Here is a 24686-nt window from a genome sequence, read left to right as displayed (position 1 = left end):
AGGTCAAGTAGATGCGATCGTCCAGCGACTCCGCTTCCGATGAGGGCTACCCGCATGCCGCGCCCGCGACGTCCGGCACGGCCAGGCCGTCACGGGCCCAGGTTTCCTCGATGTCGCCCAACCGGGCAAGGTGCGCGGACGAGCGGAAGTCAGGACTGCAGAACTCCATGTAGCAACGGTCCACCCAGTCGCGAATCTCGACTTGCGACAACTGCTCCGTGTGGGAGACAGGCAAATCCAGCCAGGAGGCGGTCTCGTACCACAACGGATCAGGCATCGTTATGCCGTAGCGGTCGGGGTTGCTGTACACATCGGTGCCGGGTCTGGGCTCCATCACGTTGAACGTCGCCACTGTCGGGTTGAGCAACCGGATGTAGTCCAGCGTCGCGGACAGGGTGGCGTGAGTATCTCCTGGAGCACCAACGATAAACGAGGCGTGCAGTTCCAATCCAGCTTCCTGCACCAGTCGAGCTTTGGTAATCATTCGCTCTGGGGTCGCCCCCTTGTGCACAAGACGCAGGGTTGCCCGCTGGATCGACTCGAATCCCATGAAGACCCGGTAGGCGCCGGCAGCACGCATGGCATCCAGCACAACCGGACGTGCGTCCTGTGCGCGCATGTTGGAGGTCCACGGGATCCGGATGTCGCGGCGGACGATCTCCTCGCAGATCGCGACCGCGCGCTTGGGGTCGCCTGAGAATGTGTCGTCGCCGAAGAAGACCGACTCGAACCCGAGGTCGATGACCTCCTCTAGTTCGTCGCACACGTGGCTGGGGCTGTGCCAGCGAGCGCGGCGTCCGGCGATGGTGGTTGAACAGAAAGTGCACCGGCTCGGACACCCACGAGCGGTCATGACCACAGTCTCGTAGTCATAGTCCCGATACGGAGCGAGGTCGAAGATCGATCGGTCAGGGCGGCCAGCCTGATCGAGGTCCATGACAGGTGGGGCGGGTGGCGTCGTCACGGTGCCCTCGCCGGCGCGGAAACAGAGTCCGGACACTCGCCGCAGTGCGGCTTCCTCTCCTCGGCCATCGGTCAGCGCGGCGCACAACTCCACGAGGGAGGTTTCGGCGTCGTAGAGGAGCACGAAATCCACGGATGTGTGCCGAGCGAGGCATTCGGCCGCAATGAAGGTGACGTGTGGGCCGCCGAAGACCACCTTCGCCTGCGGGCGGATTTGCTTGACGAGCTGAGCCAACTCCAGCGCTTGACAGTAGGACTGCGCGACCGACGTAATCCCGACAAGGTCTGGCTGGTAGTCATCAAGCCACTGGGCGAGCTTCTGCGGATCGTTGCCCAAGAACGGCAGGTCGCAGTGCAGCACGTCATGACCTGCCGCCTTGAGGTGCGTGGCCATGTAGGCGTAGCACAGCGGTGGATGCAGCAGCAGCGTCCGTGGATCGTGTGGGTAGTGGGGGTTGACGAACATCACCCTCATCGCGCCGCCTCGCCGTCCGCGGTCAGACGCGTCTCCAGACGAGGCATCCCCAGGAACACGCCAGCCGCTCGGTCCGGGATAAGTGCCTCGACGGTGGCGGCCGGGAGGCCGTGCGGCGTTGGCTCGCCGAAACGCACCTGGCCACATCGCTCGTCGTACTTGTCGACGTAGTGGTAGGCCTTGCAGCCGCCCATACAGGCCGACAGGGCAGAACAGTCCGTGCAGGCGCCACGTGGCGGATCGGTGCGATCCGAGTACCGATCCACCAGTCGGGACCAGATGTCGGCGAAGGGTTCCTCACGAACATTGCCGATCGACTCGTTGATGAAGTTGCAGCCTGTGACGTTGCCGACTGGATCGATCGATACCATGCTCGTGCCCACGTTGCAGAGGTTGGCGCCGATGAAGTCTTCTCTCGCGGCGTTGTCGTCGAGCCGCTGGTCGAGAAGGGTCAACATGAACGGATCGTGGGTGTAGATGTCCAACCGACCTCGGTGGCGAAGCATCAGTTCGTACAGGTCGCGACATACTTGCTGGTATCGAGCCCACAGCGTGCGGTCGAACACGTCACGCAGGTTGTAGCGGTTCTGCATGAAGCTGACGGCGTGTACGCCGCGCTCTAGTGCAAGCTCAACGATGAGATCGATGTCGTCGTAGTTGTGCTTGTCGATGGTGCAGGAGAACCCGACCGTATTGATGTCGGACGCCAGCAAGTGATCCACAGCTTCGAGGGCGCGGTCGAATGCTCCGTCCTTGCCACGCACTTCGTTGTGTACCTTCGGATCGGCGCTGTCGACCGACACCATCGTGCGGTTGATACCTGCCTCGGCAAGGCGAGTGGCGTCCACAGTGGAACGCACATAGAAGCCATTGAGCATCAGCGTCTGATAGAAGTCTCGCTCTGCGAAGATGCTTGCCGCGTCGTGAAAGTCACGCCTGATCATGTTCTCGCCGTGGGAGTACACAACAGCAGCCGATCCGGCGTCATAGAGCTCGTCGGCCAGTGTCCGGATCTCCGCGAGGGTGAACTCGTTCCGGTCGCGTCGGTAGAGCGCATAGCAGTGCTTGCAGGCGAGGTTGCATCGATAGGTGAGGCCGAGTTGCACGAGGATCGGCACGGCTGACTCGGGCAGCTGGAAGTCGGCTGGTTCCGCCCGCGCGGACATGTCCCTCACGCGACCTCGTGCTCATGCACGACGACTAGGCCACCGTCGGTGAAGTCCGCGAGCATGCGCTGTACGTCCCCGCTGATCTCCTCAGGCGCAGCGTCGAACTGTTCCGCCAATGCGGTCACGACTCGCTCGAGGGTGTCCGTGCCTGCATCAAGGAGGTCGACCACTGCAGAGGCGGTCTCGTTCAGCTCATACATAACGCCCTTGCGCCGGTCAAAGAGCATGCTCAGCCCAGTGGTCGTGGAACGTCGCACGACGTTCTCAGCCAACCTGTACCGTTCTGACACCAAGGCCTCCTCACCCGTTTGATGGGGCGTATTTGGGTCGGCTTAGCGGCGACCGTAGATGCCCACCAGCGACAGACGGGGCCGACTCCCGGTGACCTCGTCAACGCCGTGGGCAAACTCCTGACCCAACTTCATCACCAACAGGGAGTTGAAGCTGGGCACGAAGACCTCCTCGTCGGTGATCTCCCACCGCTGCAGGGGGATCGGCGAATCGACCGGTGTGGGCAACGGAGTGATACCAGTGACAGAGCCGAAGATCGTGCATCCGCCATCGACGGATGTCCAGTCGCGACTGAGGTTATATGCCACCGATACGGCATGGTCTGGATCAGACATGTCGTCATGCAGGCAGATTCGATCGCCGCGTTCTAGGCGGTAGGCCGTAACGGGGCGCAGGAACTCCAGTTCCTCGCCCGCCAGTCGTCCCAGCCACTCCACGAATCCAGCGGACTCGAAGAATGCCAGGGCATCGGTAACGCATGTGGCGGTCGACCAACCGTCGCGACGTTGCATCGGTCCAAAGTAGACATCGCCGAGTGGCCGACGCCCTCGCCACTGAGCGGTCAGTTCACCCAGTTCGACGCGCTCGTACACCAGGCCGTCAGCAAGTTCTAGCTCTAGCGCGTCCGCCACGACGGCCGGCAGGAAGTCCTCAAACCGCGTACACGGTTCACGACGCAGCAAGCCCTCCTCGACCTCGGGCAACGCATCCGGAAGTGAGGAAGTAGGAATTAGGGCAGGTACCGACTGCCCATGGACGGTCAGCAGTGTGTCCGCACGTTCCGGGCCCGCCACTGCGGACGCCGCCAAACCTTCTTCTGGCTCTGATCCTTCTTGACTGGTTCGGCCACGACTCCACCCCTCATCGAGTCAAACGATCACTGCCTCGCGACGTTACGGAACGCCGCCGACGCCTTGTACCGCCGACTGGGTTCCGCTCGGCGACACAGGTTGTCGTCCTGCTTGCCATCCGTAACGTGGGACGACAAGACGGTACGGCCAGATGAGCGATTCTTGAGCGCGATCACGCGCTATAGCTCGTCCGGGAAGACACGGAGCGTGGCGAGTGACGTACCGCTCTCTTGTCGCGCGTCATATGCGATCGGCCGTCCTGAAGCGATGCGCTCCAGCTCGTGATCCTCGCGCCACCACGCACCGATCAACCGAACCGACTGCCCTGCATAGTCCCCGAAGCGGACCTTTACTAGATCGCCGAGCTGCCAACCTCCCTGCTCTTTCACCAACGTACGGTCGAGGATGCGTGCCGCCGATCGTGCCGCGAGTACGAGCGTGCTGGCGTTAGCCTCGGTCATGCCACGAACTACGGCATCAGGCCATTCCGCACGCGCGGTGGCCAGACGCCACCAGGCGTGGGCGACAGAGTCCAGCACGGCATACGGTTGGCCGACACCTAGGCAATGACCAACGTGACTGAGTCCAGCCAGGATGTGTGCCCGCACATGATCGCCACAGCCCAAGGCATAGCGAACTTCCGCTACACCGACTGCTGTGATTGGTTGCTCGAAGAGTGCCGCGCGCGCATAGATCACTAACGCCACAAGGGACCGAACGTGGTGCTCTCCGATAGACCCTGACCATTCGCTAGTGGAGGTCAACAGACCGTCCGCACGCTTCTGACACTGCAGCCACCTGTCACCACGGAACCCCATTCACGCAAAGTATCCGATCAGATGATCATGCCTGCAAGGACTCCCTGAACCGTGCGGCTCCCCCTCTAGAGGGCGCCGTTGAACGGCTGGTGGGAAAGCATCGCCGGTATCGAGAGCGGACGACCCGTTCTGCTCTGTGGCAGTCACGTCAAGGCGTCCACGCTGCTGGGTCGCTTTGGATGATGTCGCCACCAGAAATGTTCTTCCCGAGAACAACTTGGGGCAGGAGGCTGTCAACGTCTGGTATGCGTGTGGTCCGCTGCGGTGTGGTAAACCACTCCTCCATGATCTTGACGCCCATGAGGTGTTCCATAAGCGCAAGGGAGGGGGCGATCGACCAGCCTTCCTGGGACGAGACACCTTCGTCCCACTCGGGAGTCGATGCCGGCTTTTTGCCTTGGCCGCACGAACGGTCGTTGTACCAGCCCTCGATCGTTCCGTTGACCGCGTAGATCACCGTGAAGTTGACGATGGCACCGTTCCAGTACACCGAGAGCCAGCGTCCACCGTCGGCCGTGGCGCGTCGCGCGATCTCCGCGACCGCGCCTGTCCATCCGTTGTTCTCGATGGCGACTACGAGCCCGCCCGCGGTCAACGTCTGCAGATGGAAGTCGTCATCGCCGTTCACCATGCCGATCGACTGGTCGAATGTGGCGAGGTTGGACGAGCCAGGGTCGCCGCCGTAAGTCCGGATCACGGCATCCTCGGATACTCCCTCTGCGATGGCGATGGTGACTGCGTCGTATCGCTCGTCCTTGATCCATCGGTAGCCGCGTGTGTCGAGCATCAACTCTCCTGACTCGTTGCGGACCTTCGCCTGGAATCGCCGCCAGCTGGGGCTATCGGTGTAGACGGCATTCATCTGTTATTCGCGCAGCCGGTGACCCGGATTCTCACTGGCCGAACAGAGTCCGGATGGGCGTGGTGACGGCGGAGGCCCGTCGCCACGCGAGCACTCGTGATCTTCCGTTCGTCTCCTCACCGCCGGGCCTTGGCGTGGAGCACCCAGCCGTCGTGGAAGGCGTCGAGACGTGGGTGGAGATCAGCGAGTCCGGGTCGTCCCGCTGCCCGCCACGCGTCGGCCCAGTCAGTGAGGACTTCGGCGTCGGCGTTATCTGAGGTGATCACGGTCTGGGTGGCGGTGCGTGCGTCGGTGAGCGCGGCGCCCGTGGGGTGGGTGTGGCCGATGCGCCATAGCGGATCACCCAGCGCCGCGGTGGTGAGGCCGGCCGGTCGGGTGGCGAGCAGCCAGGCGCGCCAATCGACGGCGGACTCGTCGGGCTGCAGTGGGCCTGCGATGTGGCGGTGGTCGGTGATGAGGGCGTCGAGGACGCGTTGCCCGTCGACGTAGTGATGCGGGTTGCGGATCCATTCGCCGGACAGCCACCAGGGGCGGTGCTGGTTGTCGTGGCGCAGTACGTCGACTCCGTAGGGCGGGACCAGCCACTGGTCGAGCGCTACGCCGGACATCTCGACGAACCCCGCGGAGAAGAGTTGGTCGACCTGCGGTGTGGCGTCGTCGCTGAGCCTGATGCGTGCGCCTAGGCCGCTCTTGCTGATCGGTGCTGCGGAAAGGGGGGCGACAAGCGTGCCGTCGATGGAGAGCTGGGTGATCCAGGCGGCGGGCAGGTGCGGGGCGGTGGTCCAGGCGATGATGCGGTCGAAGGGGCCGTGCTCGGGCGCGCCTTGAGCGCCGTCGCCGTGCAGCAGCGTGGTGTTGTCGATGCCGTGGGCGGGTATGAGGCGCCGGGCGCGGTCGACGAGCTCGGGGACGACGTCGATGCTGACGACGTGGCCGCTGGGTCCCACCGTGCGTGCGAGGAGGGCGGTGGAATAGGCGGAGCCGGTGCCGATTTCCTGTACGCGCATGCCGGGTTGGATGTCGAGGCGGTCGATCATGGTGGCGATGATGGCCTGTGCAGAGCTCTGGGCGACCAGCTTGCCGTCGGGGCGGCGGACGAAGGTGTCTTCGTCGACCTCGGCCAGCGCCTGGGTGAGTGCCTTCGAATAGGCGGTCATGAGGGTGGTCCTTTTGCTGTGTTCGGTCAGATGCGTCGCAGGAGCTGATAGGGCCGGTCTCGGGTATCGGGTTCGCCGATGGGAGTGCGGTCGACTTCGATCCACGCATGCGCGCCGTAGGGCATGAGCCGGGCGCCGATGCACCAGTCGACGGACAGCCGGCGGGCCGCTGCGAGCAGCACGGTGCCGAGGGAGACTTCCATGCAGGCGACCCGGTTTGAGCGGTGCCGACCGGCGAGCCGGATCGCGGCGTTCATGTGTGCTGCCTCGGTGGCATCGGCCTCGCGGGGGCATGCTCGTTTGATCTGTCCGACGATCGCCAGCACGTGACCGAAGCGTAGTCGCAGCAGCCAGGTGGCCAGGGTGAGACACAGGCTCGCGGCGAACCGGTCCCAGCGGCTGCCGAGCTGTGGTGTGGCGGAATTGTCCAGCGCCATGGGGGCGGTCATGGTTCAGGCCTTCGGCGTGAGTAGGCCGTGGTCGCGCAGCTGGGCCACGAGGGCCTGCACGTCGGTGAGGGCGCGGTCGGGAGTAGTTGTGAAGCGGGCGGCGAGGTCCCGGCTGATCTGCTCGATGCTGTGGCCGTCGGCCAGGGCCTGCCAGATCGTGCTCGCTGTCGGGTTGAGGCCGTACATGCGGCCGCTGTCTCCGTCGAGCAGGACCGCGCCGTCCTCGTTGGCGACGCGCGCGATGGTGCAGGGTGCCGCGAGGGCATTCATCGCGGGAGCTCCTCTCGGGTAGTCGGGGTGTGCCACCAGCTGGTGGAGTCGAGGGCGTGCAGGGAGCGCAGCCAGATTTCGGTGGCGATCACCGAGCCGAGTGCGCCGATCGGTGAGGATGCGCCTGCCAGGCCCTGCCGGAGCGCGTCTTGTGGACCTTGCGGGTTGATGATGTCCATTTCGGACAGCTGGGATCTGGCCAGCAGGGCCTGCAGCGTGTCGGTGTTGACCCGTAGTCCGTGGTACTCGCACGTGCTGTAGTCCCCCTTCGTTCGGCGTTGCAGCAGATCGGGGGGAAGCCGATCACCGAGCGCGGCGGCCAGTAAGGGTTTAGGCCTGTCTACGGTGGTCCGTTCGACGATCGGCACGGCCATGCAGGCGTCGACGACGTGGCTGTCGAGGAATGGGCTGTGCACGATGAGTCCCCAGGTTCGTGCGATCTGCTGGAGGCTGCGGGTGGCCGCGCCGTGCCACCGCACCGCGCGCCAGGCGGCGCCGTCGGCGCTGTCGGGCCGGATTCCGTCCGGCGGCGATGCTGCCGTTGTGCCCAGTCGCGCTGCGAGCGTCCGCCGCATGGGCAGGGTGCCCCAGGCGGCGCTCGGCGACAGCGCGGCCCAGGACAGGTGAGTGTCCAGTCCGCGTCGTGCCGGTGCTGTCAGATGCGGGTCGGTGAGCTGAGCCGTGAGTGTCTGGATTGTGGCGGGCCAGCTGGTTCGGGCCAGTCGTGTCGCCGCCCTGCGCACGTGTCGGGCAGGGCGGTGTCGCAGCCGGGCCCATCCGCTGGCTTCGTACGTGAGCGCGCGGCGATCAGTGCGGGCGAGGTCGCCCAAGTAGTTCAGTCCGGGCGCGGTCAGCACAGCGTCTCCGCCGGAGCCCGTGAGGTGACACTCGCTGCGGTGCTCGACCGCCGGGGCCAGCCGGTGGCGAGTCCGGGAGATAATGACAGCGTCGAGGCTGGGCTCGTCACAGACCGGTGTCGAGTACATGTCGGTGAACGGCAGCGTGGCGCTGCTGCCGATGCTGACCAGCTGGCGCAGGGTGGGTTCTGCGGAGGCTACGGCGCTGGCGAACCGAACGTCCTCATCGTTGACCGAACGCGGGTCCGCGTAGGTCACCGCGAGCGGTGCGGCACCGGCCTGTGCCGCCAGAACGGCGCATGAGGACGAGTCGAGTCCACCGGACAAGTCGGTGCTGACCCGGCTGGTGCGGGTGACGCGGCGGTGGACCGCCGTGACCAGTGCATTGGCGAGTGTCGGTGCCGCAGCTTCAAGGCTCATCGCTGCGTGTCTCTGCGGTAGCGCATGCACCAGCGGTCTACGGTGTGGCGTCATGGTCAGAACCTGTGCCGCGCCGGCACGGCCTACTCGGTGGAACACGCTGTCCTGGCCGCGAGGCTCTGGCAGGTCCGGAAGAAACAGCCCGACGGCCACCACCAGAGGGTTGACCGCCGCGGCGAGGCTGCGGTGATGCACTGAGGCCGTCATCAGCGCATCGGTGCAGAACAGCGTGTTGCCGGCGAGGTCGGTGTAGAACACCGGGTGCAATCCTGCTCGATCGGTGATCACATGTATACGGCGGCCATCGTCGAGCACGGCGACGTAGGAGCCCGGCAACGCCTGCAGCGCCTCGAAACCGTGCCCCGCGATGGCATCGTGCACGGCGGTGCGGAGCTCGTCCTCGGTTGCCAGGCAGGTGCCGAGGAACGCTGCGCGTGCCTGCGGTCGGGTGACAACCACGACCTCGTCGGGCCGCCAGTCTCCGACAGTCCACAGTGGCTTGTTCCCGGTCCAGACGAGCGTGGCGTTCGCCGGAGTGCGGGGTGGGTGTGGATCCGGTCCTGCCCAGCCAACGAAGCATCGACGTGGCGCGGTCGGCGTCATGAGCTGTCCTGTCTCCGGCAAGAGGTGGTGGCCCGAACCAACTCTGGTGCGAGCCACCACCTCATCCGCCGGTCACCAGTAACGTGCGGTGTCCATGTCTGCGGTGTCGTGCTCGCCGGTCCCGAGAGCGAAGTCGGCGACCGTACCGAGGTCGGTCAGCACCGGTGCCTCGTAGGGCTGGCTGTCCACTGTCATCACCTCCCTTCAGATTCGTCGTTGAGTGGCTTCGTGCCGCAAACGCACGAGACATGCGAGCGGCTGTGGTGCGCCGGGACGGCCGTCTCAATCGCCGGTCACGAGGACGCACCACCAAGCTGATCGCCGGATACCGCTCGACGAGCAGCGGCGATGACTGCAGGCCACGGAGGGAGGGCCCGGCGGGGCTGTGGTGGCTCCACCCACCGCCATACGCGGAGATCATGACCCGCCTCGGATGAGGTGGGGATGACCACCTGGCCGCCCCGCGGAACAAGTTGTACCCGTGCGCGACGTAGCTCGACCGGGAGGTCCGGTCGGGAAGCCGTTGCCGGTGCGGTCAGGAACGTCAGCCATTGCCCGCCCGGTGCGGCCATCATTGGCCCGGCCAGCATCGCGATGCGCAGGTGGACTGCCGCGGCTTCGGCGAGCCGCAATGGCATGGTCACCGCGTCCATCTCTTCCCCGACAGGCAGGACCAGCCGCTGGTGGCCGACATCCACCGACGTCCGCCATCCGTGCAGTTCCTCGTACTGCGCCTTCGCGTCGGACAGCTCTCGCAGCGAGCTGAGCTGGGTCCGCATGGTCGGGGTGATGTTCATGGTCGGCCTCCTGCTGAGGACTTGATGTGGTGGCAACCCGTGCGACGATCTCTGCGACCGATGGTTGATGCGAGATCTGGGTTCGAGTCCGTTGTGGAGGGACGGTGCCCCTCAGGAGGCCGCTCAGCCGACTGGCTTCTCCAGCCAGACCGCGTGCTCGGCGAGTCGGTGGTTCCTGGTGGACGAACCAGCCGCGGCCTGCCAGGTCGGCGACAGAGGCAGATCTCCGTCGCCGGTCCGGGTACTCCCGGCACGAGGGGCGCGATCAGCGGTCGGCGAGTGGCGCGTGCGCGATCATCCATCGGTGTTCCGCCCCCTGTTGACCTGGTGCAATGACGTCTACGAGTTCACCAGTCGGCAATGACGAACACGACCACAGCGAGTGCCCACAGTTGGGGCAGATGGGGGACATTGAGGGGACATTCCTGATCTGCAAGTCCGGCAGGCCCTACCTTGATCCTGTGTCGCCCGACGAGCCCCGCGTACCGAACACCGTGCTGGTCGCCTTGCGCGAGCGTGCCGGGCTGTCCCAACAGGACCTGGCTGACGAGCTGACGAGTCTCGCCGCCACCCGGTACGGCAAGTATCCGCAAATCACCCGCAAGACCATTGGTCGGTGGGAACGCGGCGAAGTCGTATGGCCTCAGCCCTTCTACCGTCGGCTGCTCGCCGATTTCTTCGGCTGCGCGGGCGACGAACTCGGCTTCCGCAGGCCGCTTCATTCCCGATCCGAGCCGGAACGGACCGATTCCCTTCCGGCCCCGCTGTCGTTCGCCAGCTCGCCCGCTGCTACCGAGCCGCATGTCGGGCGTAACCAGGACGAGTGGCGCCGGATTCGTTCGGCCCTCGGTAGGCATCGCCGCGCACTCGCGGTGCTCGCCGAATCCCTGTATCGCGACCACAGTGTCCGAGCATTTGAGAACACCGGGGCCATCAGTACGCCCGCATGGATACCAGCCGAGCCGGTCCCCTTGGACGCGATCACGCTGAAGTTGGACTCCGCGGTCGCCGAGCCCACGATCACCGGAGAAGAACCCGAAAGCGCCCCGGTTCGGCCTCTGGCGACACCCGACGCCCGGTATCGTCGCTACCACGACGCCATCCGCGACCTCGCCGCACCACGTCTGTTCGAGAACCGGCTCTGCTTTCGTCTGCTCGGGATCGACTGGACCCAGCCGAGTATGCAATTCGCGCAGATGGGCTTCTTCGACGCCATGGACACCAACGAGGCGCTGGCCCACGAATTCGCGGCCCACCACCTGGCCATCGACGGCGACACCGAATCCGTCATGCCGCGCGCCTCCATGCGACGGCTGGCATTCCGCAAGCTGGTGGCAGACCCGTTCGATCTGAGCCGCCGACCGCTGATGGGCGCGATTGGCACGCTGACCATCCGGGGTGGTGGCAGCCCCAGCGTCGTGCTACACCAGCGCGACTCCGCCAGTGTCGCGGGCGGCGGCGGGATGGTGCACCTCTTGCCCGCCGGCATCTTCCAACCGTCCTCCGTGCTTCCGGCCGCTGTCGCGGCGGACTTTTCGATCTGGCGCAACATCCAGCGTGAGTTCGCCGAAGAGCTGCTGGGGCACGACGAATACGACGGCTCGGGCAGGCCGATCCGATACGACAAGCTGGAACCGTTCACCACGATGGATTCGGCGCTGCGCGATGGTCATATTCGGGTGTCCTGCCTCGGCGTCACGCTCGACGCGCTGACGCTCGCCGGCGACATTCTGACGGTCACGATCATCGCCCCGGACACGTACGACGAGCTGTTCGCGAACGCCGTCGATAACAACTCGGAGGGCTCGGTGCCCGCGCGGGCCTTCCCGTTCGAGGAGAACACGCTGAGGTGGCTCAGCGAGTCCAACAGGCTGTCCCCCGGCGCGGCAGCGGCGCTGCACCTCGCCTGGACCCATCGGAAGCACCTGATCGACTAGGTCGCGGCCCGCCAGCGCGAGGCTGGCCGATCTGGTGCCACCAGGCCGCTCCGCGCAGAGAATCGGACCGCCGCGGAGGCACCTCAAGGCTGCCGCTCGAACAGCGTCTGCCGCGGCTCGCTCGGATCAACCTTGAGCGCATCCAGGCCCAAGTGGACGACGTCGCCGGCTTCCGCGATGAGGGCAGCCCGCATGCGGACTATGTCGCCCCCAGAAAGCAGAGTTCTATGGCCGCACAAGCAGATCCAGCGCGACAAAGCGTCTCGGAGATCGTCGAGGCGTTGGCCCTCAAGCCGGATCTTCATGTCCTCCATGTCGGTACTGATCTGCCGGCGATCGCGATCGAGGCAGCGCGGCGTGCGGGCCGGATGACCAGTGTGATCACCGACGCCGACTGCGTCGATGGTGCGCACCGGGCCGTGCGGGACGCCGGTTTGCACTGCCGGGTTCGCGTCCGGCTGGAGACCGGTGACGTGTTTGCTCAGGGTGTTGGCTCCCTCGATCGCGTGCTCGTCACCGCCGGTGTGGCAGGTATTCCCCCTCAGTGGTTTGATCGGCTGTCTCCGTCTGGTGTCATCGTCGCGCCGTTGGCACGCGGCGGTCGGTATCCGTTCGTCGTCGCTCGACGCAGCTCTGCTCGATCAGACACCTTGTTGGGTCGTGTGCTCGCCGTGAATGACGTGCCTCGGATCACTGGCTCGCTCAGCCCACCTGGTCTGTTTCACCGAGGTGTTCTGTCAGCCGCGGGTCTGTGTGAGGTTGAGGGTGTGCCTGGTGTCGAGTTCGACCCGGTGGCCTACGACGACTTGTGCCTGTTTCTAGCGAGCGAGGACTGGCATGTCACCTGCGCGGAAGCCGAGGATGCGGCATTCGATCCCAGGCGAGGCACGCTGACGTTAGTCGATCCATTGGATATGACCGCGGCGTGGATTCACCGCGATGGCTCGATCAGCCTCACTGGTAACGAACATCTGCGGCTGCGGTTGATCGCTATGGTGCAGTGTTGGCTGGCGGCAGGGAGACCACCGGCTCGCCGCTGGCGCTGTGAGCTCCGCGAGGTGGCCGGCGTGGAACTGTTCTTGCCTGTGGATTGGCGGCTTGGTGCGACGCGCAGTCCAGGTGTCAGCCAGTAACCTCGACGCGCGCGTCCATGGCGAGAGCCTGAGCGAGCTCGAGGCGGCGCACGAGCCTGGTTGCGCCGCGCGCATCGATGCCGTCGGCGTCCAGCGACAGATCACACAGCGCGGCCGTCAACGACCGTCGCCAGCGGCGGCAAACGACGATAACGGTGTTGAACACCGGTACCGCGCGGGCTCGTCAGCGTTCGTCCTGGCGCTTGAGGCGTCGCGCGGCCAGCTCGTCGTCCTTGGCCTTGTCGCTGAGGGTGAGTGTGACCCGCGCGGTGGCCTCGTTCAGTGCCGCGATCGTCTCCGCGTAGCCAGGCCGGTGCTGGTAGGCGAGCGCAAGGTGGCCGAGGAGCTCGTGCATGTTCAGCGACAGGTACAGCTCGGCGATGAATGCTTCGCCTGCTGCTGCGCCCAACTGGACGTCGGGCTTGGTGTTGCGCTCGATGAAGTCGAGGATCGCGGTATGGGCTTCGCACTGGGCCAGTGCGTCGCGTGCGGTGCGCTGCACGTCATCTGGGGCGTACAGGTTCGGAAGCGCTGCCTGTTCCGTATCGGCAATCTGCTCGCGCAGCCACGTCACCGGGTCGTTGCTCATGGTCCTCCATTCTGTCCTACATGGAGCTGGTCGCCAGTGCGCCGGCTTGGGGGTCGAGGGCGGGCGGATTCGATGCGATGTTTCGTCGGCGAGTCGGCGGAGGTTGTCCGATACCAGGAACCGGTCAGTTCGGAGCGGAAAGCTCTGGCTCGCGTCGGCCCATCTCCCGTGTGGATCACCCGCCCACAGGCTTGTCGAACGAAGGTTCGAATCAGATCAGTTGACATTCATGGGCACCGACCGATGGAGCAGGCGCGATCGAGCCATCGCCGTGCCCGTGCTCGAGTTTGTGATCGCCGCCGGGCGGCTCCGCAAGCAGCAAGTGTCGAGGCCAAGCGTTCAACGCGCATTACCGCGTCGAGGCGCGACGACCGACGCGAGATGCTGCGACGGTCGTTGTCACCTGTGGTCCGCACCACATTCAATTGAGCCGAATGGAGGACATCGATCGTCTACGGTTGACGGGGCGCTTCATATCCGACCGGGCTCCGTCCTAGTCCACGTGCTTGTCGGTGCCGGCGGTCCTGCGGCCGTGAGCATTGCTCGGCACCGGCCGTGACGTCGGGCAGCGGCCACGAGGTGATCAGCGCTGGAGATGACTGGGGGTCGTGGTGCAACTTCTGTCGTTGGAAGGCGCACGCGACAAGGCCTGGGTACGCGTGTCGTCACGACCTGCGCCTCGGTGGCGGGGCTTGCTTCCCCGTCGATACGGGGGGCGGAAATGACGTTTCGTGGCAATCTGCCCGCCGATCCGACCACCTTCGTCGGCCGCGATCGTCTCCTTGCCGCAACGGTGGCGAGTCTTGGCAGCGGGCCTCTGGTGACATTGATTGGCGCTGGCGGGGTCGGCAAGACGCGTGTGGCGCTCAAGGTGGGTGAGCAGGTTCGGCAGCGAGGTGACTATCTCGACGGCGTCTGGTTCGTCCAGCTGGCCGGGCTCAGGGAGCCTGGGAGTCTGGCCCGTACGGTGGCTCGATCGCTGTCGATTGTGGACAACTCGCGTGAGGCGGGCCTTGTCCATCTGTTGGAGGCACTGCAGGACAAGCATCTGCTGCTCATTCTCGACAACTGCGAGCACCTCCTGGCGGCGGTCCAGGAACTGGTGCACGGGCTTCTTCAGGGATGCAGCAAGGTGACCGTGCTCGCGACAAGCCGTGAGCAGCTCGACGTTTATGGCGAGCGAATCATCCGGGTACCACCGTTGTGCGTCGACGGTGTGAACCATGCGGACGAGCTGGGTCGGCTACATGAGGCCGTCCAGTTGTTCGTGGACCGCGCGACCGATGCGGGTCACTCGATCGACGAAGACGAGCTGCCAGAGGTGGCCCACGTGTGCGCTCTGCTGGACGGCCTGCCGCTGGCGATTGAACTGGCGGCGGCGCGGCTGGGTGAGTTGGCGGTGACCGAGATCCGGGAGCAACTGTCCACACGCGACGCGTTCCCGCTGGACATGACCGACCAACGCTTCACGCTGCTGGTCAACGGCGACCGCACGGGTCAGCAGCACCATCGCACCTTGCAGCGAGCGCTGGACTGGTCGGCGCAGCGTTGCAGCCCGGCCGAGCGGGAGCTGTGGGCACGGCTGTCGATCTTTCCCGCAGACTTTGCGCGGGATGCGGTCATCGAGGTGTGTGCCGGAAATGGCATCGAGGCCGACCAGCTCGCTGAGTTGCTCACCAGCCTGGTGCGTAAGTCGATCTTGATCGCGCAGCCCAGCGGGGTGACCCGGCGTTCCCGATATCGCATGCTCGAGACGGTCGCGCAGTATGGCGCCCAGCACCTGGGCCGGCGCACCGATCGCCAGCAGCTGGCGCGGGCGCACGCCGGCTACGTCAGGAGGCTGGTTCGATCGGCTGCCGAGGATTGGTTCTCACCGCGTGAGGTCCGCTGGATGGGCACGCTTCTGGAGGAGTGGCCGGGCATCCGGGCCGCGATCGCGTTTTACCTCGCGCAGCCGGGCTTGGAGACGGTGGGCGCCGAGGTCGCAATCGATGTCAGCCGTACCCGGTTCGGATGCTTCGCCGGCATGCTCGGACAGACACAAGATCTTCTCGACAGGGTGCTCGCCGCACTTCCCGCCGAACGTGGTGATGTGCGAATGGCGATCTTGGCGCACAACGCGTGGATAGCTCTCGTGCAGGGAGATACTGACGCGGCCATGCCCTATCTGGCGCAGGTGCACGACGCGAGCGCGGTCAGCGGTGACACGGATGAGATTGCCCTGCAGCTGCGTTACGCCAAGGCGAGCGAGACCTTCCTCGCGGAGCGTGCTCCAGCACGCGCCCGTGCGTCCGTCTCGATGTTCGCCGACCTGTTCGCGGAGTTTCGCCGTGTGAGTGCTCGTGGTGACACGCACATGGTTGAGTTGTTCGCCGCGATGACGGCCTGTTTCCTCGGCGATCGCCAAGACGCGGACACCAGGACCGCGGCGCTGTTGGCGTCGGTCGAAGAGCATCACGCGCGCTGGTCGATGTCCTGGGCGTTGTGGACGCGTGGGCTGTTCGAGCTGCTGCACGCCGATCCGGGCAGAGCCTTCCAGCTCGGGCAGCGGGCGTTGGCCATCCAGCTCGAGATCCGTGACACGTGGGGGCCATCGTTCACTCTGTGGTTGTTGGCGTGCGCGGCGGGCGAGCTCGGGGCGTCGGCCCGCGCCGCGCGCCTGTTCGGGGGTGTGCGGACGCAAGCCTCGATTGTGCGGGTGCGGTTCGCGGGACTGGGTCCGTGGGCGCGGGTTCAGGATCGGATCGAGCAACGGTGCCGCCACTCGATCGGGCATGACGACTTCGATGAGGCCATGCACCTCGGGTCACGAATGTCCTTTCAGGACCTGCTGGTCGAGGCGCTGGAAGACATCCCCGATGCGGAGTGGCAGTCGGAAGGCGAGGCGAGGATCCCCGGCGGCCTCACTGAGCAGGAGTTCAGGATCGCCGCCCTGGTCGCCGATGCATTGTCCAGCAAGGACATCGGCGATCGCCTGGGAATTTCGCCGCGTACTGTGGAAACGCACCTCATGAACGCCCGCGCGAAGCTTGGGCTCGCCAATCGTGCCGCGCTGGCGGCGTGGTATCGGGCCACGGCTGCAGCGCTCCCCCGGCCGCTCAATGACGTGTGGAGTGGTCCAACGGGTGCGAGCTCGCTGTGATGGGACAGGCATCCGCGGCCGAACTACGCAGCACAGGTCAATGTCGCCCCCGCCTCCCGGTGGACCACACTCTCAGTAACAACGTGGTGGTCAGTCAGCGTCCGAGCGACTCGCGGGTCGTCATTGCCAGCCGACTCCGTGTCCGTGAGCAATGATGGAAACATGACGATCGATCCTGTTCACCGGGCCATCCGGTTCCACACAGGACTCACGGCGCGGTGCGGATCCCTTGCAGTCAAGCCATGCGTAGCGTCGCGCCAATCAGCTACTTCAGGTAGTTAGCAGCTGGTTTGCGAGACAGGGCGCGCCCGGCGGGCGGTAGGTGTCGTGGGTACGGGAGAGGTCATGGCAGGCGAGGAACCTGTTCGCGGCAACCTTCGCCCAGAGGTCACGTCGTTCGTAGGCCGGGAAAGGCTCGTGGCCGACGTCGCGGCACGATTGGCGCGGCCGAGCATCAGGCTGGTCACCTTGGCTGGCGTCGGTGGCATCGGCAAGACCCGGCTCGCCCTGCGTGCCGCCGATGCCGTCGCCGATCGGTACGACGACGGCGCCTGGCTCGTGGACCTGGCGGAGGCCGACACCGACACCGCCAGCCACGTGTGCGGCGCGATCGCCGCAGCTCTGAAGATCGTGGGCGAACCGGACCGCTGGTCGGTGGACCTGCTTGCCGGCAGGCTCGCGGGCAGGAAGCTGCTGTTGCTACTGGACAACTGCGAGCACGTGCTGGCGGCGGTCCGGCAGGTGGCGTATGGACTTCTGGTCGCCGCTGCGGGCCTGGACATCCTGGCGACCAGCCGGGAGAAGCTGGGGATCTACGGAGAACGGGTGATCGATGTGCCTCCCCTGTCGGTCAGGGGCACACGTGGGCTGTCCGAGAGTGAGGCGGTGCGTCTGCTGGTCGAACGCGCTGAGTCGGCAGGTGTGGTTCTCCTCGAGGAGGATCTCGACGACGCCCGGCGCCTGTGCACGCTGCTCGACGGACTGCCACTCGCGATTGAACTGGCTGCCGGTCGGCTGATGGACCTGTCGCTTGTCGGACTCGTCGACCAGCTCGGCGAGGAACGTGAGGATCATACCGACGGAACCGGCGCGAGGTTTGACCTGCTGGTCGGCGGGCCACGTGGTTCTCGATCGCACCATCAGACACTTCGCCGGACATTCGAGTGGTCCCGTGCGCGACTGACCGTTGCCCAGCAGCGGATGTGGGTCCGACTGGCAGCGTTTCGGGGCGGCTTCACACTCGACGCAGCCCAGTCCGTCTGCAGCGATGTTGTCGGATCGCGGGCCGAGGGCCTGGAGATGCTGACGACCTTGATCCGGCAGTCGATTGTGGGTGTGGAGCGGCTCAGCGATGAGAACCGCTATCGCATGCTGGAGACGGTTCGCCAGTACGCCATGCACGTCATCGGCAGCGACGCCGAGATTCGAGCTGCGCGGGACGCGCACGCCGACTACTACCGCACGCTCGTCAGGCGCGCGGCGCTGCAGTGGATCTCGCCCGACGAGGTCAGCTGGATGCTGCTCGTGCGGCAGGAGTGGTCCAACATCCGTGCGGCGATAACGTATCTGTTCGGCCGCCGGGATCAGGAGTTGGCCGGTGCCGAGATGGCTGTCAACCTCAGCCGGCTGCGGCATTGGGCGTGGACGTCGATCATGGCCGACGTGCGGCAGTGGCTCCAGTGGGGAATCGCGGCGCACCCGCCGACACCGACCCGGCTGCTGGTCCGGTTGCTGGCCAACCAGGCGTGGATCGCGCTGACGCTGGGGCGAAGTGACGAAGCCGATGTCCTGATCCAGTGGGCACGGTCGGCCGCCGAGGTGGTCGACGAGCCAGATCTGGAGCCGCTGCTGCTCTATGTCGAGGGCACACGGATGTGGTTGGCGGAGCCCGACGAGCAGCGCGCCGTGCAGGCTGTCGACCTGCTCGCCGAGGCCTCCGCACGAATCCCGGCCGAGGAGCAGTCCGACCGGTACGCGGCCCTGTACTTCGAGGCACTCGCGGCGGCTTTCCTCGGTGACACCGAGACCGCGCGAGCGGCAGGCGAGCGAGCGCAGCTCGCTGCGGAGTCCCACGGCGCGCAATGGAGTCTGTCGTGGACCTGGTGGGCGCGAGGCATGGGCGAGCTACTGCACGGCGAGATGCCGCGCGCCGCTGTCGATGCGATCGCGTTGTTCCAGCGCGGGCTGAGGATGCAGCGGGATCTCGGTGACATGGGCGAGCCCACGTGGTGTCTGTGGGGTATCGCCTGCGCGGCCGCGCACCTCGGCGACGCCGCCCGAGCAGCACGGCTGCTGGGTGCATCACGCCGACTGCAACAGGTCAACGAGATCACGCTGCCGGGGCTGCGGCCCTGGCAACGCCTTCAGCAGCGGGCACACACGGTGGCCGTCGAGCGTCTCGGTGAGACTGCCTATGCCGAGCAGGTGGCCTCGGGCGCGGCCATGCCCTTTGCCGATGCGGTCGACCTCGCGCTCACAGACGCCAGGTCCCAGCACCACGTCACATCGTCCGCGCAGGCACCGCCGGACGGGTTGACGCGCCGGGAGTTCGCGATCGCCCAGCTCGTCGCGGCCGGCAAGACCAGTGAGCAGATCGGGGCCGACCTCGCCATCGCGGCCAGCACCGTGGACCGGCACGTGTTCAATCTTCGAACGAAACTTGGCCTCCCCAACCGGACCGCGATCGCGAGCTGGCTGCACACCCATGTCGACGGCTCGTCCACCCGACCCGCAAATCCGTGACACCGGCGCCTCGGTGTCGCCGCTGTGCCAGGTTGCACACCAGTGTTCGCGGATCCGGCCATCGGCTCGCGTCAGCGGTTCCGCGGGCCATTCACGATCAGAGCGACAGCACCGGGGTGCGCTTCGCATCTCGCGGTTCGGGGACCACCGCGACTCGAACCTGGTTGCGTCCGTTGCGCTTGGCCGCGTAGGCGGCGGCGTCGGCGGCGCCGAGCAGCTCGCGGAGGGTGGTTTCACGCGGCGTCGAGGTGAGGGCGGCGCCGACCGAGGCGGTTCGGCCCGACAGGGTGTCCTTCTTCCCGCCCGCGGCTCGCTCGAAGATCAGCTCGATCCGCGCGATCTCCTCCCGAATCCGCTCGGCGACACCCCGTACGTCTTCGCCGTCGCTGAGCAGGACGACGAACTCCTCACCGCCGAAGCGCCCGGCGATGTCGCCGTCGCGCAGTGTGTGGGTGAGCACCGTGGCGACACGTAGCAGGAACAGGTCGCCGACGAGATGACCCCAGGTGTCGTTGACCTGCTTGAAGTGGTCGAGGTCGATCACCAGCACCGCCGGCCGGAGCTGGCTGCGTGTCGCGACGCGGATGGCGGCGTCCGCCAGCTCGGACCATCGTTGCTTGGTCGGCAGCCCCGTGTGGCCATCTCGGCGGCCACGTTCGCGGTGCCCGATCAGGCTGTTGATCGACACGGCGGCGAACAGCATGATTGCCGCGGTGACGGGGGCGGCGCCGGTCGCGGCGAACACGATGCCGAGGCTGACGCTGAGCAGGACGCTGGCCAGGTGCTCGCGGTTGCCGAAGATCGCCACCGCCGATGGTCGTCGGCCATTGGCGGCGAGCACGACTGCGGCGCCGATGGTGAGCATCTGCTGAGCGATGTAGAGCACTCCGGCGGCCACGAGGAGGGCTTGTCCCTTCAGGCTCCATCTCGACTCCGGTGTGCCGAACGCGCCGGCCGGGTGCAGCAGGGTGTGCACGCTGTAGGCGGCGAGGATGATCGACGCTGTCGCGAGGACGAACTTGTAGGGAGGCTTTCTCGCGATCGTGTACCGCGCGGCCCGCACGGTCACGATCAGGACCACTGTCAATGGCATGGGCAACAGCGCTGCGGCGGCGAAAGTGAAGACCGCGGTCAGGTCGGCGTGCAGCCCTTCAGACCCGTGGTCTGCCCTTCGCCGTGCCTCGTGATCGCGCGAGAGCAGCTGGTGGGCGTGCGCCACGGTCAGCAGGATCGCGAAGCGACCCCATTGCCCGGCGGTGATGTCGATGCCGTCGAGCAGATCCATGGCGATCATGGCGCAGGCGAGTGCTTCGATCGTCAGCACATAGCAGACGACGCGCCGCGGTGTGCTCCACAGCGCCCATGAACGCACAGTGATCAACAGTCGAGCCGATCGGGCCTTGGACGCGGCGGCCGGGGTCGAGATCCTGGTGTCGGTTCGTTGCTCCCCAGCATGCGCGGCTGCCGTGTTCGCCTCAGTTGGCGAGGTGGATCGCTGCGTGTGCGTGATTATTGGAGGTTGTTGTGGCTCACGCCCTTGCACTGCTCCCCCGTTCTGGCGACATCGACTGGCTGTACCAGGGCGGCGACGGCGACATCGACTGGTGACGTCGCCGCCGGCCCGTCGCTCCCCGTCGCGAACCACCGCAATACGGCCGGTCTGCCATCTGTGATCCGACGCTATCCGCGCTGGGGGGCCGGGTGTCCACATAACTCGCTGGAGTTCGACACCCAATCGACGGAGCGTCACAACGTCCGGGAAACTGTGTAGCCCGAACGGGTGACACTTGGACCGTTGTATGCGCTCCGCGCGTCAAGCAGGTCATGATGCGGCGGTGACTGTCCGTACAAGCCGCAACTGGTGTCCAGAGCAGTGCGCCCGGCCCTCCCAATCCGGCGAGAGGCCGGGCGTACGCGTGTCTGAGCTGCGCTAATTCACACCGTTGTGGCATGCTGCGCCGAGTCGGGCCAGCTCCTCGCAGTGTGGCCACCCGACGCACAACTAGCCCAAATGGCGTAATGTGCAACTGTGGGGGGTGACGGCCAGTCACAGGCCAAAGAGTGGCCGCGAACTGCCGCGGATTAGCGACGAAGGCATGGGGACGTGAGCGACAACGCGATGCCGAGAAGTCAGCGCCAGCTGGCGCCCAGTGCATCCGCTCTGCGCCTGGGCGAAGGGTCAGCGGATCCCGCGGAAGCCGGCAATCTGCCGGCGGAGATCAGTTCGTTCGTCGGGCGTGATCGGCTGCTTTCTGAGCTCGAGGACCGACGGGACGCCGGGCGCAGGCTGATCACGCTGACCGGGCCTGCCGGCGTCGGCAAGACACGTGCAGCCCGGCAGTTCGGCGATCGGTGCCGGTCGGCGCGGTTGTTCCGTGACGGGGTGTGGCTGGTCTCGCTGGCCGGCTTGCGGGAGCCCGATCTGCTCGGTCGCGCGGTGGCTGACGCGATCGGTGTCGTCGACAACACCTCGGGGTCTGGCTTCGCTCATCTCGCGGACGCCTTGCGCGACAAGCATTTGCTGTTGATTCTCGACAACTGCGAGCACCTGCTCGAACCGGCGCAGCAGCTGGCGAGTGCGTTGCTGCGCGGCTGCGGTGATGTGACCGTGCTCGTGACGAGTCAGGAGCGGCTCGGTGTTGCCGGCGAGCACATCGTACGGGTCCCGCCGTTGTGCGTGTGCGGTGAGGGGGATTGTGGTGAGGGCACCGGTCGCGATGGTCTCGGTGAGGCGGCTCGGCTGCTGGTCGACCGTGCCGAGGCAGCGGGCGTGCCGATCGCCGAGGCGGACTATCCCTTGGCGATCGAGCTGTGTGCGTTGCTCGACGGCTTGCCGCTGGCCATCGAGCTCGCCGCGGTGCGTCTGGGCGAGCTCAGCGTGCGGGAGATTCTGAGCCAGCTCGCTGTTGAGCGGGAGGATGATCGCGACCGGGATGGCCGGTTCGCGTTGCTGGTCGACGGGGACCCGGCGGGCAGGCGTGCTCACCAGACGCTGCGTCGGGCCCTGGAGTGGTCCGCGGCTCGCTGCTCGCCGGCCGAGCGGGAGCTGTGGGCTCGCTTGTCGGTTTTTCCCGCGGACTTCGAGCGGGTCGCTGTGGAGGCGGTGTGCACGGGTGACGGGATCGACCGCGGCGAGGTGCTCGATCTGCTCGGCGGCCTGGTTCGCAAGAGCATCCTGGTGTCGGCGACGAGTTCGGTCTCCCGCAGGGTCCGTTATCGGATGTTGCAATCCATCCGGTTGTTCGGCGCGGAGCTGGTGCAGGAGCCGTGCCGTCGCGCCCTGCAGCAGTCCCACGCGGACTACTACCGTCAGCTGCTGGCGGATGCCGCGCAGGACTGGCTGTCCCCGCGGGAGGTCGCGTTGATGCGTGGCTTGCACGAGGAGTGGCACAACATCCGCGGGGCAATCGGGTTCTATCTGTCGCAGCCGGATCAGATCGCCTCTGGGGCGCAGATGGCGATCGACGGCGGACGGACGCGCTTCGCCATCTTCAGTGGCAGTCTGGGGCAGTACCGGCATCTGTTGCAGCAGGCTTTCGAGGCAGAAGGCCAGTCGCCGCCGCTGGTGCTGGGCGCGGCGGCGCTGGGCGCGTGGATCGCGCTGATCCAGGGGGATCAGGACGTGGCTGTGCCGTACTTGGCGCGGGCGCGTGAAGTGGCCGACGGACTCGGTGTGCGGGATGTCGCGGCGCCCCTGCTGTACACCGAAGGAGCGCGGCTGCTGTTTGCAACGCGGGATCCTGAGCAGGCGAAGCAATCTCTGCCGCTGCTGGTGAGGGCCGCGCAGATCTCGCGGCGCGATGGTTATGCCGGTGACACGCAGATGATGACGCTGTTCGTTGCGGTCGCGGCATGCTTCTACGGTGATCGCGATACTGCCCGGTCGGCCGTGGACGACGTCACCGCTACGACGGAAGCGCACCGTTCCGCGTGGTCACACTCGTGGTCGCTGTGGGTGCAGGGCTTGTTCGAGCTGACCCATGGCGGTGATCTGCGCGGCGGCTATCGCGTGGTGCAGCAGGCATTGGCGATGCAGCGCGACATGGGAGACCGCTGGGGTCCGGTGTGGTCGGTCTGGCTGCTCGCGTGTCTGGCCGCCCGGCTCGGTCTGTTCGAGCACTCGGCACAGCTGTTCGGCGGGGCGCACCGCGAGCAGAAGGCCATCCACGTGATCGGGGACGGGCTGATTCCGCTGGCGCGGGTCGAAGAACAGGCCGAACGGTTGACACGCCGTCGGCTGGGCTCCGATGTGCACGCCGCGCATTACGAGATCGGTGTCGAGATGGGCTTTCAGCAGGTCGTCTCCATGGCGTTGACCGAGCTGCCCGACGTTGATGCGGGACGTGCGCGGTTGTCGGCGCGCGAGTATGAGATCGCGGGCTACGCCGCGCAGGGGTTGACCAACAAGCAGATCGCGGCCCGCCTGGTCGTGTCGCATCGCACCGTGGACGGACACATGTCGAACATTCTCCGGACGCTGGGTGTGAGCCGGCGCTCAGGGATCGGTGCCACATACCGCGAGTACCGGCCGCTTGATGCCGACGACCCGGCTGACGATCACGATCGACGCGCCGCGGCCCGCTGACGACGCCACACCCGAGCGCCTGCCTTCGAATCAGAGCATCCCAGTCTTCAAGGAATGTTGAGCAGGCTCGGCCCCTGTCGCTCATGGTGGGTTGCACCGCCACGCCCGGCGCCTCGCTCGCCTGGAGGCACGATCATGGCCCGCCAGGCGAGTGGCCGTTTCGGGCACGCTGCCGCGGCCGTCAGGTTGAGGGGGCGACCATGCTGGTGCCGTGACCATCGCCGGCGGGAACACCCACCACGCCGGGCTCGACGAGTCATCATCGCCACGTCGGCGAGCAACGGGCCACGTTGGCGACGGCTCGCGTGGGCTTACTGATCGGCGATCGCAGGGCGCACACGGGCTGGGTTGGGTGCCGCCGGCACTACTGGCGGCACCCAACCCGATCACACTTCCCCGCTACCTCGACCACGAAGGTGAGAGGAGTCCGGCGTCCGCGGTCGCTCCCCAGTGACCGCCGTGTTGGCTCGTTGGAACACCGGATTCGTTCGCTCGCCAGCTGGGGGTCGGCGACACGAAACAAGGTCTCTCACTGTCGTGGTGTTGGTTCGACGGCCCCGATTGCCGTCGGCACAC

The 24686-nt window shown here is 66.3% G+C and carries 20 protein-coding genes; 5 read left to right on the top strand and 15 right to left on the bottom strand.

Features of this window, described 5'->3' with window-relative positions; genetic code table 11:
* Positions 1-46: 46 nt before the first annotated feature.
* The 12 genes from QSK35_RS01990 to QSK35_RS01935 all read right to left on the bottom strand — a co-directional run bounded on the left by QSK35_RS01990 (position 47) and on the right by QSK35_RS01935 (position 9982).
* Positions 47-1438, bottom strand: a complete 1392-nt coding sequence (locus tag QSK35_RS01990; protein WP_285741606.1) for a B12-binding domain-containing radical SAM protein — start codon at positions 1436-1438, stop codon at positions 47-49.
* On the bottom strand, positions 1435-2604 hold the full coding sequence (locus QSK35_RS01985; protein WP_285742444.1) for a radical SAM/SPASM domain-containing protein: 1170 nt from the start codon (positions 2602-2604) through the stop codon (positions 1435-1437). Before QSK35_RS01985 ends, QSK35_RS01990 begins: the two co-directional genes overlap by 4 nt.
* A 5-nt stretch (positions 2605-2609) precedes the next feature.
* On the bottom strand, positions 2610-2897 hold the full coding sequence (locus QSK35_RS01980) for a PqqD family protein (RefSeq protein ID WP_285741604.1): 288 nt from the start codon (positions 2895-2897) through the stop codon (positions 2610-2612).
* Positions 2898-2939: 42 nt separating this feature from the next.
* Entirely contained in the window at positions 2940-3602 is a 663-nt protein-coding gene (locus QSK35_RS01975) for a 2OG-Fe(II) oxygenase (RefSeq protein ID WP_285741602.1), read from the bottom strand.
* 326 nt (positions 3603-3928) lie between these two features.
* The gene (locus QSK35_RS01970) at positions 3929-4456 is read right to left on the bottom strand and encodes a hypothetical protein (protein WP_285741600.1); all 528 of its coding nucleotides are present in this window, start codon (positions 4454-4456) and stop codon (positions 3929-3931) included.
* Positions 4457-4715: 259 nt separating this feature from the next.
* Complete coding sequence (locus QSK35_RS01965; RefSeq protein ID WP_285741598.1) at positions 4716-5429, bottom strand: hypothetical protein; 714 nt, start codon at positions 5427-5429, stop codon at positions 4716-4718.
* 116 nt (positions 5430-5545) lie between these two features.
* Positions 5546-6586: a protein-L-isoaspartate O-methyltransferase family protein gene (locus tag QSK35_RS01960; RefSeq protein ID WP_285741596.1), complete on the bottom strand. Its 1041-nt coding sequence runs from the start codon at positions 6584-6586 to the stop codon at positions 5546-5548.
* Between the two features lie 26 nt (positions 6587-6612).
* Entirely contained in the window at positions 6613-7035 is a 423-nt protein-coding gene (locus QSK35_RS01955; protein ID WP_285741594.1) for a lasso peptide biosynthesis B2 protein, read from the bottom strand.
* A 3-nt stretch (positions 7036-7038) separates the two neighbouring features.
* The gene (locus QSK35_RS01950) at positions 7039-7305 is read right to left on the bottom strand and encodes a lasso peptide biosynthesis PqqD family chaperone (RefSeq protein ID WP_285741592.1); all 267 of its coding nucleotides are present in this window, start codon (positions 7303-7305) and stop codon (positions 7039-7041) included.
* The gene (locus tag QSK35_RS01945; RefSeq protein WP_285741590.1) at positions 7302-9185 is read right to left on the bottom strand and encodes an albusnodin/ikarugamycin family macrolactam cyclase; all 1884 of its coding nucleotides are present in this window, start codon (positions 9183-9185) and stop codon (positions 7302-7304) included. The genes QSK35_RS01950 and QSK35_RS01945 overlap by 4 nt, the downstream gene beginning before the upstream one ends.
* A gap of 72 nt (positions 9186-9257) precedes the next feature.
* Positions 9258-9380 (bottom strand): lasso RiPP family leader peptide-containing protein, encoded by a 123-nt coding sequence (locus QSK35_RS01940; RefSeq protein WP_285741589.1) that lies wholly within the window; start codon positions 9378-9380, stop codon positions 9258-9260.
* Between the two features lie 98 nt (positions 9381-9478).
* The gene (locus QSK35_RS01935) at positions 9479-9982 is read right to left on the bottom strand and encodes a hypothetical protein (RefSeq protein ID WP_285741587.1); all 504 of its coding nucleotides are present in this window, start codon (positions 9980-9982) and stop codon (positions 9479-9481) included.
* A 401-nt stretch (positions 9983-10383) separates the two neighbouring features.
* Here QSK35_RS01935 and QSK35_RS01930 point away from each other — a divergent pair, with 401 nt between their 5' ends.
* On the top strand, positions 10384-11919 hold the full coding sequence (locus QSK35_RS01930; protein ID WP_285741585.1) for a helix-turn-helix domain-containing protein: 1536 nt from the start codon (positions 10384-10386) through the stop codon (positions 11917-11919).
* 152 nt (positions 11920-12071) lie between these two features.
* On the top strand, positions 12072-13052 hold the full coding sequence (locus QSK35_RS01925) for a hypothetical protein (protein WP_285741583.1): 981 nt from the start codon (positions 12072-12074) through the stop codon (positions 13050-13052).
* Here QSK35_RS01925 and QSK35_RS01920 read toward each other — a convergent pair.
* Positions 13042-13218 carry a hypothetical protein gene (locus QSK35_RS01920; RefSeq protein ID WP_285741581.1) on the bottom strand — a complete coding sequence of 59 codons (177 nt, stop codon included), beginning with the start codon at positions 13216-13218 and terminating at the stop codon, positions 13042-13044. The two genes, QSK35_RS01925 and QSK35_RS01920, sit on opposite strands and share 11 nt — an antisense overlap.
* 18 nt (positions 13219-13236) lie before the next feature.
* Positions 13237-13710: a DUF6221 family protein gene (locus QSK35_RS01915; RefSeq protein WP_502881620.1), complete on the bottom strand. Its 474-nt coding sequence runs from the start codon at positions 13708-13710 to the stop codon at positions 13237-13239.
* A 652-nt stretch (positions 13711-14362) separates the two neighbouring features.
* Here QSK35_RS01915 and QSK35_RS01910 point away from each other — a divergent pair.
* Complete coding sequence (locus QSK35_RS01910; RefSeq protein WP_285741578.1) at positions 14363-16783, top strand: ATP-binding protein; 2421 nt, start codon at positions 14363-14365, stop codon at positions 16781-16783.
* A 417-nt stretch (positions 16784-17200) separates the two neighbouring features.
* Positions 17201-19525, top strand: coding sequence for a LuxR C-terminal-related transcriptional regulator (locus QSK35_RS01905; RefSeq protein ID WP_285741576.1), 2325 nt, complete (start codon positions 17201-17203; stop codon positions 19523-19525).
* A 97-nt stretch (positions 19526-19622) separates the two neighbouring features.
* On the opposite strand, the gene QSK35_RS01900 is transcribed toward QSK35_RS01905, so the two are convergent.
* Complete coding sequence (locus QSK35_RS01900; RefSeq protein ID WP_285742441.1) at positions 19623-20897, bottom strand: GGDEF domain-containing protein; 1275 nt, start codon at positions 20895-20897, stop codon at positions 19623-19625.
* A gap of 732 nt (positions 20898-21629) precedes the next feature.
* Between QSK35_RS01900 and QSK35_RS01895 the strand changes: the two genes are divergently transcribed.
* Positions 21630-24110, top strand: a complete 2481-nt coding sequence (locus QSK35_RS01895) for a helix-turn-helix transcriptional regulator (RefSeq protein ID WP_285741574.1) — start codon at positions 21630-21632, stop codon at positions 24108-24110.
* Positions 24111-24686: the final 576 nt, after the last annotated feature.

The sequence above is a fragment of the Lentzea sp. NBRC 105346 genome, assembly GCF_030269605.1.
Taxonomy (GTDB): Bacteria; Actinomycetota; Actinomycetes; order Mycobacteriales; family Pseudonocardiaceae; genus Lentzea.
The sequence above is the reverse complement of the archived record's forward strand: the minus strand, read 5'-3'. Positions and strand labels throughout refer to the sequence as shown.